Source organism: Sphingopyxis sp. NJF-3, assembly GCF_053514865.1.
The window spans coordinates 3,135,030-3,148,041 of the sequence record NZ_CM130726.1 but is presented as its reverse complement, the minus strand read 5'-3'; the positions used below and the strand labels follow the sequence as shown (position 1 = coordinate 3,148,041).

Here is a 13,012-nt window from a genome sequence, read left to right as displayed (position 1 = left end):
AGTATTTTGTATGCGCACACAGGGTCGATTATGATCGCCCTGTGGACGAGCATTTTGCTCCTGAGCGGCCGACCCAACCTCCGCGGCCTTGCACAACGAAGCCCGATCCCTCGGGCTTGCGGGTGCCATTCGCTGCATGCGGCGATGGCGTGGTTCGGCACGTCGAACAGATCGTATCGCACCGCGACGGCCCCTTTACCTGCCTTGGATGCAAGGAACGACTGACCCTTCGGCTCCCGAAGAAGATGCGGAAGCATTTCGCGCACCAGTCCGACAGCCGATGCTCAGGCGAGACGGCCCTGCATCTCTACGCCAAGCTGCTGCTGGCTGCTGTCCGGTGGGTCACCCTGCCAAGCCTTGTCCTCCGCGAGGAGCGATTGGAGGAGGTCGTTTTCGAAGGCGGGCAATTCGCGCTCGACGAGGTGAGGCTAGAGACATCGGAGGGCGATTTTCAGCCCGATGCCATGGTGTGGATCGGGTCCGATCGCCGCGCGGTGGAATTCAAGGTGTCGCACGCGGTCGATGAGGAGAAGCAGCAGAAGGTCGCGCGCGCAGGCTGCCCGATGATCGAGATCGATCTTTACGGAGTGCGTTGGCGCCAGCTTGATGGCGCCGAACTCGACCAGCAGATTTTGCACGACGCACCGCGGCACTGGATCCATCATCCGGATCGCGAGCGTTCCGCGCAGCGCCTGTCCGAGCGGGTCACGGCGGAAGCGACGCGCAAGGGCGAGGCGCTCCGATGGCATATCCGGGAGCGACCGCAGAAGCCTCCCGTCGATACCGAATGGGTCGCGGAGATCATGGCCGACCTGCAATATGCCGAACTGGACTATCTGTTCGGGGCCAAGAGCCGGATGGGCCATTGGTTCACGGTAAGGCCGCAGCTTTGGCAGGCGGCGCTCGTGCATGCCCTGATCTACACGCCGAGCATCAAATACTCGGCGGGATCGGACATCCATATCCATGGCGAGTGGCCGAACGAGGCCAATCTCGAGAGCGTGCTGCCGACATGGATGCTGCGCACCGACCTCAGCAATTACAAACCGAACGCGCTGGCAGCGGCCGGCTACTCGCGGGAGAGTTTCGGGTCGCCCAGCCAAGCCGTGACCGAATATCTCTTCAATCTCTTCACCGATCGGCAGGCTGTGGTGTGGGAGCGTGACGAGCAGCGCTTCTATGTCGACCCCGATCTTCATGCCCGCGTTCACAATCGCTACGACCTTGAGCGCACCGTTGCCTGCATCGCCAAGGATGCCGGCCATCCCGATCCCGATGGTTTCAGCCGGCGCTGGATGCGGCGATATAATGTCGACGGCCGAAATCCTTGGAAGGTGGCGGCGGAAGGCGGCGATGATTTTCACGCGCTGGACAAGCGGGTCCGGGCGATCTTCGACATGTCGCGCAGCTATCGCGACCTTCCCATCGTCGACGATCTTTGCGGATTGCCCTTTCAGGAGTGGCGCGACGGTATCCGACAGAAGCGCGAGGCGAAGGAAGCCGCCGAGCGCAAGCGGATCGAAGACGCAAAGGAAAGCCGGCGGCGGAACTTCGCCATTGCCGCGAAAAACGCGCTCAAGGACGAGGCCGAGACCTGGCTCGCATCGACGGTGGTCGATGGAGTGCCGATCACCGAGTGGGCGTGTGGCAGCGACGATCTCTATTGGCGAGCCTTCAGCCATATCGAGCGCGCCGAGGACGTGAGGAAGCGCCGGGTTTTGGCGGCGGAAGCGGCGGAGGAATTTCGCAAGCGGCTCACGACCGCCTCCAACAAGGCCTTCCGCGATCCCGACCGCGCGCACCTTTTTCTCAACAGTGCGCACCCGAAGCTTGCCGGTCGTCGCCCGATCGAAGCTTGTGAGACCGATGCGGATTTGAGAGTCGCTCTGGCGCTTCTCCCGAAAGTGTAGCGGAGCAGGCCGGAAGGAATTCCCGCTCGCGTGTGAAATCGCGATGTTCTAGACTTGTTCTATGGACCAGCCCGACGATTCGGCCGATCAGCTTGCGGCAACACGCGCCATCCTTCCCTCGGAATTCATGCGCCAGCTGAGACCCGACGAGTTTTCCGATAGCGGGTCCGAGCCTGCCTTCATCCTCGAAGCCTATGAGCTGGAGCAGCGCCTCGAGTATGTCACGGCGCGCAACGAGACCCATGATTTCGAGATTTTCTGTCGGAAGCTTTGCGAGCGGATCGTCTGCAAGAATCTGAAGCCTGCGACGGGCCCGGAGGGCGGCGGTGACAGCAAGGCCGACAGTGAGACCTTTGCGGTCTCCGACGAGATTACGACACTTCACTATGTCGGCGAGGCCAACTCTGGAAGCGAGCGCTGGGCGTTTGCTTTCAGCGCGAAGAAGCAGTGGCAGCAGAAGGCGCGATCGGACATCGAGGGGATCGCGGCGACTGGGCGTCCCTATACGAAGGTGTTCGTCGTCACCTCGCGTTATGGCCGCTCCAAAGATGTCGCCAAGATTCAGGATGAGCTGTCAGAGAAATTCGGCTTTCGCGTCGAGATATTCGACCGAAGCTGGATCATCGACCGGGTTCTGACGCACGGAAATCAGGATATCGCTGTCGACTATCTCGGAGTCGGTAAGCGAAACGAGAAGGCGCGTGTCGGGCCAGCCGACTACGCGCGGTCGCAGCAACTCGAAGATCTGGAGAAGGCAATCCAGGACCCTGCCGCTTATGCCGGCATCGAGGCGCAGCGCGTGACCGACGCCCTGCTCGCTGCGACGCTTTCGAAGGAGTTGGAGCGGCCGCCTTTCGAGACCCATGGGCGATTTGATCGGGCGATCCGCATCGCCGATCAACATGGTCTGCTCAGCCAGCAGATCGAAGCACGCTATCAGCGGCTTTGGACGGCCTTCTACTGGTTCGACGAGTTTGACCTCCTGGACCGCGAGTTTGACGCGTTCGCTGAACTCGCGTTTGGCTCGCCCGCGGCGCGACACGCGGAACGCCTTGCAAACCTTCTGCAATGCCTGATTACGGCGGTCGCACAGGGCTATCGTTCAGCCGAACAGGTTCGCCTCTCGGAACGCCGGTCCGCGTTGGTCGCTCGCCTCGAATTTTTTGCGGGTCAGAAGGACCGTCCCAACAATGCGCTCGAAGCGCGCACGACCTCCCTAATGCTCGAGATCACCTCCCTTGCGTTCGATCGACGCGACGAAATCTCCCCCTTTTGGCAGGAAGCCGAAGCTATCCTCGAAGCGGCGTCGGGGCTCGCTGAATATGATGCCGAGCGGCTCGCGCAGCTGATCGAGGAGGTGGGGCCGCTTGCCGGGAACGATCCGGCCTATGGTGAACTGGTCGACAAGCTCGCAGACTTCATGGGCAAGCGGGTCGGCGAAGGCGAGAGTGGACGTATTTTGCTGCGAAGGGCGCGGCGGCTCGACACAAATGCGGACCGTCTTGAGATAATTCGTCTGCTCGGACGGGCCACGCATCAACTCACCAAGCGCGAATATGCGGAAGAGCTCATCGAAGCGAGCTACATGCTCGCGGTCGCCTATCGGGGCACCGGTACGCTCTGGGCTGCGCGTGCCGCGGCGCTGTTTGCTGTCGCATCGATAATTGCAGATTCGGAGCACGATAGCCATCCATCGGTCACCCTCGTTCCCGCGTTGATGCTCCTCATCTGGATAGACATCGAGTTGCGGCTGCTGCCCGAGGCGCTCGACGCGATCCGGATGGTGAATGGTTGCCGAAAGTTGCTGCCGATCGACGACGCTTCGAAGGTTCGCGTCGACGAGAGGTTGAAGGAATTTGATGGCGTCCTCACTTGCCAGTTTCTCAACAGCTCGGCCGATGACTTCGAGGCGATGGCGGGCCTCCCGACGGTTCTGGAACGCCTTGGTTTGCCTATGTCCTGCGGCGCGCTTCTCTACGCCTTGGGCTATGCGGAGCGCCTGGGTGAACGTCAGCCCGAGGAGGAGCCGGAAGGGGGACTTGAAGGCATGTTCGCGCGCGCGGCCAACCAGCCAGCGGGCGACCTCGGTGGTCGGCCGCTGGTTACCGGCAGCCCGCGACCGCACAGCATCGAGACCCGCGTTATCGGCATGCGCGTCGCGGTGCATCTATCGGGCAGCGACACAGCGCTGCTCGCCGGCCAAACCCTGCTGGCGGTTATCGACACGCTGTTTGCTACGGTTATCGGCCTGCGGATCGGAGCATTCGTCGAGCGCTTTGATATCGATCTCGTGGAAAGCGATGTTGCCACAGCACCGAACGTTGATTTCGATGGCAATAACATGCGCGCCAAACTTCATTGGCCTGCCGGATCGACACCCGCCGATCATCTCGGTGAGAGCGGAACCCATAGCCAATTCCTGCTTCTCTCAACGCTGATGCTCGTCGCGACCTCACTCGCCGACCGGCAAAAAATATCTCTGGAGAAGCTTTTTCGGGAAGAATCACTCCTTGAGCGCGTCAGCGCCGCAGTCGCGAGTTCGAACAGCCGCATCCGGGCGATGAACAGTCCAGCGTCGCGACTGACGGATTGGAACGAGCTATCGCTCGAGCGGTTTCCGCCGAAGGCCGACCGGCCGGTAATTGTAAGGGTGCCAGAGGCTGATCCCGAAGAAGAAACAATCAGCGAGCGATACGCGACTGGCGATCACCGCAGCGTCGAAGTGCGCTCGATCTTGGACATTCCGCAATGGGAGCAGGCCCGCTGGATCGGCGTGATGCTCGGTCTGCAGCATGATCTCCCGATCGTCGGATTGCACTTTGAGGATCGCGAGGCGGGACGCCAAATTTTCGAGCGTTGGCGCGAACGGTTCGGCGCACGAGATGCCAAAGGGGCTATCCACATCGCGATCTTGCGCGAACTACCTGGTCGGCCCCCGTCCCACTATGCGGTGCTATTGATGGCGGGAACTGAGCCAGGGGATTTCGCTGGTACGCTGGTGAGCATGCCGAGCCGCCTCAAGCTGCTCGAACCTGCCGCCGACACGAATCTGAGGTTCTTTCTCGATAACTATCCCGCGGGTGGCTCGTTCATTCTGGTTCCCACTTACGTGAAGGAGAATGGCGAGCCCGATCTGATGATGGACCTTGCCATACTAAAGCATGACCTCTCGATCCGGAGAGTTGCCGATATCGGCAAGTCCGATTTGGAAATCATCGGAGTGCAGCTTCTCGAGCAAATGGAGGCGCGCGACGGTTCGCCGCCTTGATCAGGCGGCGAACTTCATCTTTGCCGCCTTCCGCACGCCAGTCTCAAGATGTTTTGCGATCTCGTCCGAAGTGCGGCTGACCGCCAGCTTCACGGCTTCATCGATATGAACATAGTCCTGCGTCACACTTTGCGACGCGTGGCCTAGCATCGCGCGGATCGTGAGCTCGGAGAAGCCGAGTTCGCCCGCCATGCTGCCGAAGGTGTGGCGCAGCGTATGCGGCGTTACGCCCTCAATGCCGGCCGAGCGGCATAGTCGGGCCAAGCAGTCGCTGACGGCGGTAAACGGGCCTTCGCCATTCGACGCGGGAAAGACGTAGGGGCAGCCGGCTATTTCGGGTTGAGCGACGACGATCTTGATCGCCTCGGGTCCGATCGCCCGAAATTGTGCATCGCTCTTCGTGTCGGGGAACGCGACGTAGCCGCCCATGGGGTTAACCCACTGCCGCTGCAGCGCCTGCGCCTCTTCGCGCCGATAGCCGGTCAGAAGGAGCGTCCTGACAATTGCGAGCGCAACGGGGTTCTCGGAACCCAGTTCGGCCCGGCCGATCGCCCGACCCAGCAGCTCGATCTCGGCGATGCTGAGACGCCGGGTCCTTTTCTTGGTCGCGAGCTTCTTCGCGCCCTTCGTAGGATGTTCCGCAATCAGTCCCTTGTGCTTTGCATGGCCTAGGATGGCCTGGAGGGTGCCGAGGCTCCTCCCGGCAACGCCGGCACCGCCCGTCGGGCGGCCGCCGCGCCCGCCCGAAGGAGGCTTTCGGGTCTGACCGGTTGCAATGTCATTTTGCATTGCCTCGACGTCGGCGATCGTCAGCTTCCGCACGAGGCGTTTGCCCATCAGCGGGATGATATGCGTCAGGATGCGGCTCTCATCCATGTTGAGCGAGGTGTCCTTGATCGGGCGGTTCTTCCGTCCAAGAATGCGGCCGGCTCGCGCTTCGACGAGATACCATTCGCACATCTCGGCGACATTGAGATCCTTCCGGACCCGGCGCGACTCCTCTGCGGGATCTTCGCCAGAGGCGACCTTGCCCAACTGAATCTTCGCGAGCTCGCGGGCTTGCTCGACCGTCATCACGCCGAAGCGCCCGATCTTCACTCGCCGAACCCGGCCTTCCTCATTCATATACTGGATGACGAAGGTTTTCGTCCCGGTTGCGCCGACACGGACACCGAAACCTTTGATCTCGGTATCCCAAAGAAATGCCTGGCCTGTCGCTGGTGCAGCCAGCGCATCGACCGTCCGCTTATTGAGCTTCGCAAGCGCCACAAGTTCCTCCATCATATTACGCGAGGGTGGCCGATTCGAAAAGTAATGAGGACGTAATAGAAAATCACCGCTTCGCAGGGTAGGGCTAGGATAAATTATCGTAGGCCGAAGTCAACAAATGCTTGGATTTTCGTACCTTGGCGTAGAAAAAGAAGCTCTGGGGTATTTGCAGTAATTTCTTGCCAAGGTTGGGGTCGAGGGTTCGAATCCCTTCGCCCGCTCCAGTTTTTCCCAAGAAAAACGGAATATTGGCGGAATTCGAACCGCTATTTTCTTGGAGACAAGCCGCATCGCAGCTGGCTTTGTCTCCATATTGTCTCCAAAAATTCTCCAGAAATATGCTGCTCTAGCGTGCGGCAGCGTAAGCTCCTCGAATCCATCTCGGCAATCTGCGCTGTAGTGAGCCGAAGGCCTCGTGCTTGGACGCATTTTACGCGATGCTTTCGGTGTCGTTATGCCTCTGGTTCGGGTGCGGCCGTTTCGTCGGCGGCCGTCAGGCTCAATCGAAAGGAGAAATTGGTGACACGCCTCGAAGAGGAGACCCGGATCGGCAAGGGCGGGACCCTGGCGGCGCAGCTGTCGCGGCTCGACCTGATCGTGCTCGACGAGCTCGGTTATCTGCCGTTCGCCCGCTCCGGAGGGCAGTTGCTGTTCCACCTCATCAGCAAGCTTTATGAGCGCACCAGCGTCATCATCACCACCAACCTCGCCTTCGGCGAGTGGCCTACCGTCTTCGGTGATCCCAAGATGACCACGGCGCTGCTCGACCGCGTCACCCACCACTGCGATATCATCGAGACGGGCAACGACAGCTGGCGCTTCAAAAACCGCAGCTGACCGCCACCTTCGGCCCCTTCAAAAATCTATCTTGCGCTGCGCGCGCCTCCGGTCGGGCTACGCCCGCCCTCCGCCGCACGCAGCGCAAGGCGACCTTCAACTAACCGGCATCATATCCGAAAAGGGGGTCCCTCTTCGACGCCGATATCGACACCGTCTTCGAGCCGGTGAGTGGCGAAGCTGTGGCGCAGCGTATGCGGTCCGACGCGCTTGTCTATGTCCGCCGCCTCTGCGGCCTCGACGACGACACGGTAGAGCTGCCGCGTGCTGATCGGGGCCGCGGCGCTCTGTCCGGGGAAGAGCCAGCCATCGGGAACGAGGATGCCTTGTTGCCGTCCGGCGCGCCACCAGTCGCGCAGCAACAGGAGCAGGCCTTCGGGCAGCATGGCATTGCGGTAGCGGCCGCCTTTGCCGCGCTCGATCCGGAGCAGCATCCGCTTGCTGTCGATGTCGGTGACCTTCAGCGCCGACACCTCGGCGACGCGCAGTCCCGCGCCATAGGCGACCGACAGCGCGGCCTGGTGCTTGAGGGAGCGCGTCGCATCGAGCAGCCGTTTTACCTCGGCCATCGTCAGCACGACCGGGATCTTGCGAACCTGTCTGGTGCGGACGAGCTTGCGCGCGAGGTCGGGGCGGTCGAGCGTGTGCGTGAAGAAGAACCTAAGCGCGCCAACGATGCTGTTCATCGTCGGCGCCGGGACGCCCCCCTGCTGCTGCTCGATCTGGAACTGGCGTATATCTTCTGCGCTCGCAGTGTGGGGCGAGCGCCCGAGCCAGGTCGCGAACCGTCCGACATCGCGCAGATAGTTACGCTGCGTCTCCGTGGAGAAGCGCCGCATGGTCATGTCGTCGATCAGCCGCTGACGCAGCGGGCTGATCGGAGCAATCTGTACAAGCTCATTCATCGTTCGACTCCTCAGTTGAAGGAGTCGAAAGGGTCTGCATGCGGCAGCCCGCGTTCAATCAGGCGCGGCGCTCGCGGGGCCGCTTTACATCGCCACTAGAGCCAATCCGCGAAGCGGTTCGTGCAGCGGCCAAGGTCCGCCGTCCGGCCGGACTGCAGTCGCACATTAGGCCAGCGGGTTGCCGGCCTCATATCTTCGAACAGCGGTGCTATGCTCCCCGTACAATGGCTGAGGAGCCGTCTTGCACGCATTTTGTCATCGGATCACCGGGACAAATGTCATGCGAGCCGAACGTCAAACAGATTCACGCCCAAGCCGAATAAGCGGCCGGAGACATGCGCTCGGATTATCGAGGGAGGATAGGGGGCTCCTTCCTTCGGCACTCGCACTCGGGTGCTGGGCATGTGCCTTGCCGGCGGGCGCGCCGCGTCTCGTTGTTGTTGCTGTCGCCGCTTTTGCGGTTCTCGAACTGGTGTCGAGCCTGGTCAGCGAAGGGAAGCGATTGCGGAGACGTGAGCCGCTCGTCAGCGCGCCACTTCCTGCATTTGAAACCATGGTCACGCTCGTTGCGCTTTCGATGCGCCTGTCGCCGGTCGAACGCGATTTTGTCGCTGCCAGCCTGCTTGCGCTGTCGTTCCGCTTCTGGAGGCCGGCGCGGAAAACGCGGCAATTCCAACGGCGACAGAGTCCCGCCGGTTTGCCCTGTTCCAAGGAATAGATCGGCTTCGCCGTCGGTGTATCGCGGCTAGCCCCTCGCACGATAGGCGATCGCCGCGCCGCTCGCGATGATCGGACTCATCCTCCACGCCCGGCAAACGGTCCTGCGGAGGTCCCATCCACCGAGGAGACATCGCATGGCAAAGGAAATCGTCATTATCGGAGCCGGCTTTGCCGGGCTGCTCGCCGCTCTTTCGGCGGCGCGCCTGCGCGACGAGAAAGGCGTTTCGCCTGCCGATCTGAAGGTCACGGTCGTCGCGCCCGAGGCCGCGCTGATTGTCCGGCCGCGGCTTTACGAACGCGATCCGGCATCGATGGCCGCGCCGCTGGGAGAGGTGTTCGCAGCGACCGGCATCGACTTTCGCGCAGGATGGGTCGAGACCATCGACGCAGAGAAGGGACATATTGGCGTTAAAGGCGACGGAGGCGTCGACATCCTCCCCTATGACCGCCTGATCGTTGCAGCGGGAAGTCACGGCTTCCAACCGCCGATCCCCGGCCTTGCCGATTATGGCCACAGCGTGACCGATCGCGACGGCGCGGTCGCGCTCGACAATCATCTGCATGGCCTCGCACAACGGCCCGATTCTCCGGCGCGCAACACGGTCGTGGTCGGCGGCGGCGGTTTTACCGGGATCGAGGTTGCGACCGAGATGCCAAGCCGGCTGCGCGAGATTCTGGGGCAGGATACGCCGGTGCGGGTGATCATCGTCGAACATGGTCCATGCGTCGGCCGCGACATGGGCGAGGAGCCCCGCCCCTATATCGAGGCGCGTCTGGAGGAACTGGGCATCGAAACGATCGTCGGCTCGGGCATTGCCGGGCTCGACGCGGGCGGTGTCATCCTCGACGATGGCAGGCGGATCGAAACCGACACTGTAATCTGGTCGGCGGGCATGCGCGCGTCGCCGTTGACAGCGCAGCTGCCCGCCGATCGCGACAATCTTGGCCGGGTCATCGTCGATCCCGACCTGCGCGTCCCCGGTGCGCCGCATATTTTCGCCACCGGCGATACCGCAAAAGCCGCGACGGACGACAAGGGCAATTTCTCGCTGATGTCGTGCCAGCATGCGCGCCGGCTGGGCGCATTCGCCGGTCACAATGCCGCGGCCGACCTGCTGGGCGAGCCGGTGCTGTCCTATGACCAGCCGTCCTATGTCGTGTGCCTCGACCTGGGCCCCGATGCCGCGATCTTCACGCGCGGATGGTCGCCTCGGGCTGTCGAACTGACAGGTGTCGAGGCGAAAAAGGTCAAGATGGAGGTCAACAGCGTGTGGATCTATCCGCCGGTGGCGGAGAAGGCGGCGGCCTTCCAGAACGCACTGGACGCCCGCACCATCGATTTCTGAAAGCGCGTCGGCTGGCCTTGCACAAGCGGGGGCATCGACGCGCCGTCCATCAACAAAATTTTTACGGCGGGCCGCCGACCGGCCCGTCGTTTTCGATCGAAAAGGAAACGGATATGATTGCCTTTCAGAGGCCGCTTGGCACGACCTTTGGCCCTTTCACCACCGCCGCAGAAGTCGCGCTCGGTGCCGATCTTTCCGGCAAGACCGCGATCGTAACGGGCGGCGCATCGAACCTTGGTCATGAAACGGTCCGGATTCTCGCCTCGCAGGGGGCGTCGGTGATCGTGCCGGCCCGCGATGCAGGCGCGGCGCGGCAAGCGCTGTCGGATATCCGGAACGTCGAGGTGGCGGCGGCGGACTTCCTCGATCCGTCCTCAATCGACGGTTTCGCGGCCAGCTTCCTCGACAGCGGGCGAGCGCTCGATCTCCTCGTCCTGAGCGCCGGGGTGATGGCAACCCCGCTGTTCCGCGATGCGGCAGGACATGAAGGCCAGTTTGCGACCAACCATCTCGGGCATTTCGGCCTGACGGCTGGACTCTGGTCGGCCCTTCTTCGCGCCGACGGAGCGCGGGTGGTCGCCCTTTCCTCGCGCGCGCATCAGCTTGGCGGGCTCGATCTCTCCGACCTTGATTTCAGCCGCCGCGCCTATGATAAATGGCTGGCCTATGGTCAGGCAAAGACGGCGAACGCGCTTTTTGCCGTGGCGCTCGATGCGCGCGGGGCCGATCGGGGCGTGCGCGCCTATTCGGTGCATCCCGGCTCGATTCTGGGCCCGCTCGCCAAGCACCTGACCCGCGAGGAGATCGAGCAGTTCGGTGCCGTGGGAGCGGATGGTTCGCCGGTCGTCGATCCCGCCCGTGACATGAAGAATGCGCAGCAAGGCGCCGCGACGACGATCTGGTGTGCCACCTCGCCCGACCTCGATGGCATTGGCGGGGTCTATTGCGAGGATTGCGATATCGCGCCCGTCGAAGCGGACGGCGAACTTGGTGGACCCGGTGTGCGTCCGTTCGCGATCGATCCCGAAACGGCGGAAGCCCTGTGGCTGGAAAGCGCGCGCCTCCTCGGCATTCGTCAACCTGGATATTGCTGCTGACATCCGGAGCATCGGCAACAGGGCGCCGCAGCATCTGTGTCTTTTCCGGATCGAGCGCGGGCGTGGCGCCAGCCTATGTCGAGGCCGCGCGGGCGCTTGGCGAACAGTTCGCGCGAAGCGGCATCGACCTTGTCTATGGGGGTGCGTCGGTCGGGTTGATGGGCGCGGTCGCCGATGCGGTGCTGGAGGCGGGCGGCCATGTCACCGGGGTCATCCCGCGGGCGCTGGTTGACAAGGAGGTAGCGCACCTCGGCCTGACCGATCTGCGCATCGTGAACTCGATGCACGAGCGCAAGGCGCTCATGGCAAATCTCTCCGACGGCTTCATCGCGCTGCCGGGAGGGATCGGAACGCTCGAGGAATTGTTCGAGGTCTGGACCTGGGCTCAGCTTGGAAGCCATGGCAAGCCGTGCGCGGTGCTGAACGTCCTTGGCTTTTACGATGGGATGCTGGAGTTCCTCGATCATGTGGTGGGACAGGGCTTTCTGAAGCCGGTCCATCGCGACATGCTGCTCGTGGAGGGAGATCCGGCGCTGATCCTGCGCGCCATGGCGCACTATCGGGCACCCGCCGATGGGAAGTGGATCAGCCGGGCGGAACGGTGATCCGCTTGTGCTGATCATATCGGTGCTGCACCGGCGGTTGCCGGGACGAACGCGACCGTTCGTCCCGGCCTTTTCCTGTCAGCTTCGGATGAAGGTCAGCATATCCCCGTTGATCACGTCCGCATGGGTCGCCGCCATGCCGTGCGGATAGCCATCATAAGCCTTCAGCAAGCCCTTCGCGAGCAGCTTGGCCGACAGCGGCGCGGAATCCGCGAAGGGCACGACCTGGTCGTCGGTTCCGTGCATGACGAGCGTCGGCACCTGAATCTTCTTCAGATCTTCGGTGAAGTCGGTTTCGGAGAAGGCCTTGATGCAGTCGTAATGCGCCTTGGCGCTGCCGACCATGCCCTGGCGCCACCAGTTCCGGATCAGGCCCTGGCTGACCTTGGCGCCGTCGCGATTGAAGCCGTAGAAGGGACCCGAAGCGATATCGAGGTAGAATTGCGAGCGGTCCTCGGCCAGCGCCTTGCGGAACCCGTCGAATACCTCGACCGGAAGACCGCCGGGGTTGCTCGCCTTCTTGACCATGACGGGAGGAACGGCTCCCACCAGGACCAGCTTCGCGATGGTGCCGGACTTGGCGCGCGCGGCATAGTGTGCCGCCTCGCCGCCGCCGGTCGAATGGCCGATATGCACCGCGCCTTTCAGATCGAGCGCGGCGACCAGCGCCGCGACGTCGGCGGCATAGGTGTCCATCTCGTTGCCGTGGTCGGTCTGGGTCGAACGACCGTGACCGCGCCGATCGTGCGCGATGACCCGGTAGCCTTGCGCGAGGAAGAAGAGGAGCTGGTTGTCCCATTCGTCGGCGGTCAGCGGCCAGCCATGATGGAAGACGAGCGGCCGCGCGTCGCGCGGCCCCCAGTCCTTGTAGAAAATCTGTGCGCCATCGGCGGCGGTGATGAAGTTCATCGGATCGGCTCCTTGGTTTATGGTGGGTGGAGTTGCGCCAAGGCTCACCGTCGGCCAACCGAGACTGCCCGCCAAGGCCGCAGCGCCGCCGGTGGCGACGAACGCCCGGCGGTCGACCATGAAATCATGAAGTAGAGACATGTCGT

General features: G+C 62.7%; 9 protein-coding genes and 1 pseudogene. 7 read left to right on the top strand and 3 right to left on the bottom strand.

The annotated features are described in order from the left end of the window. Positions 1–149: 149 nt before the first annotated feature. Positions 150–1,910 carry a competence protein CoiA family protein gene (locus ACOTSS_RS15305; protein WP_037556049.1) on the top strand — a complete coding sequence of 587 codons (1,761 nt, stop codon included), beginning with the start codon at positions 150–152 and terminating at the stop codon, positions 1,908–1,910. 61 nt (positions 1,911–1,971) lie between these two features. Further along, positions 1,972–5,178: a hypothetical protein gene (locus ACOTSS_RS15300; RefSeq protein ID WP_448688962.1), complete on the top strand. Its 3,207-nt coding sequence runs from the start codon at positions 1,972–1,974 to the stop codon at positions 5,176–5,178. On the opposite strand, the gene ACOTSS_RS15295 is transcribed toward ACOTSS_RS15300, so the two are convergent. Further along, positions 5,179–6,447, bottom strand: coding sequence for a site-specific integrase (locus ACOTSS_RS15295; RefSeq protein WP_120218387.1), 1,269 nt, complete (start codon positions 6,445–6,447; stop codon positions 5,179–5,181). A gap of 516 nt (positions 6,448–6,963) precedes the next feature. Here ACOTSS_RS15295 and ACOTSS_RS15290 point away from each other — a divergent pair. Next, positions 6,964–7,284, top strand: a pseudogene (locus ACOTSS_RS15290) (ATP-binding protein); the annotation flags it as partial. A gap of 110 nt (positions 7,285–7,394) precedes the next feature. Here ACOTSS_RS15290 and ACOTSS_RS15285 read toward each other — a convergent pair. Further along, entirely contained in the window at positions 7,395–8,189 is a 795-nt protein-coding gene (locus ACOTSS_RS15285; RefSeq protein WP_448688961.1) for a tyrosine-type recombinase/integrase, read from the bottom strand. 409 nt (positions 8,190–8,598) lie between these two features. On the opposite strand from ACOTSS_RS15285, the gene ACOTSS_RS15280 reads away from it, so the two are divergent. The 4 genes from ACOTSS_RS15280 (at position 8,599) to ACOTSS_RS15265 (ending at position 11,957) form a co-directional block, all read left to right on the top strand. Then, complete coding sequence (locus ACOTSS_RS15280) at positions 8,599–8,907, top strand: hypothetical protein (protein ID WP_448688960.1); 309 nt, start codon at positions 8,599–8,601, stop codon at positions 8,905–8,907. Between the two features lie 136 nt (positions 8,908–9,043). Continuing rightward, complete coding sequence (locus ACOTSS_RS15275; protein WP_448688959.1) at positions 9,044–10,255, top strand: NAD(P)/FAD-dependent oxidoreductase; 1,212 nt, start codon at positions 9,044–9,046, stop codon at positions 10,253–10,255. A gap of 17 nt (positions 10,256–10,272) precedes the next feature. Further along, a complete protein-coding gene (locus ACOTSS_RS15270) occupies positions 10,273–11,352 on the top strand; it encodes an SDR family NAD(P)-dependent oxidoreductase (RefSeq protein ID WP_448688958.1) in 1,080 nt (359 codons plus the stop codon). A 62-nt stretch (positions 11,353–11,414) separates the two neighbouring features. Further along, positions 11,415–11,957 carry an LOG family protein gene (locus ACOTSS_RS15265; RefSeq protein ID WP_448688957.1) on the top strand — a complete coding sequence of 181 codons (543 nt, stop codon included), beginning with the start codon at positions 11,415–11,417 and terminating at the stop codon, positions 11,955–11,957. A 78-nt stretch (positions 11,958–12,035) separates the two neighbouring features. On the opposite strand, the gene ACOTSS_RS15260 is transcribed toward ACOTSS_RS15265, so the two are convergent. Then, positions 12,036–12,866 (bottom strand): alpha/beta fold hydrolase, encoded by an 831-nt coding sequence (locus ACOTSS_RS15260; protein WP_448691362.1) that lies wholly within the window; start codon positions 12,864–12,866, stop codon positions 12,036–12,038. Positions 12,867–13,012 lie beyond the last annotated feature (146 nt).

Excerpts from the sequence above, each read along its gene's own strand:
- ACOTSS_RS15275 (WP_448688959.1), top strand. The coding sequence starts at position 9,044 with ATGGCAAAGGAAATCGTCATTATCGGAGCCGGCTTTGCCGGGCTGCTC.
- ACOTSS_RS15285 (WP_448688961.1), bottom strand. The coding sequence starts at position 8,189 with ATGAATGAGCTTGTACAGATTGCTCCGATCAGCCCGCTGCGTCAGCGG.
- ACOTSS_RS15260 (WP_448691362.1), bottom strand. The coding sequence starts at position 12,866 with ATGAACTTCATCACCGCCGCCGATGGCGCACAGATTTTCTACAAGGAC.
- ACOTSS_RS15300 (WP_448688962.1), top strand. The coding sequence starts at position 1,972 with ATGGACCAGCCCGACGATTCGGCCGATCAGCTTGCGGCAACACGCGCC.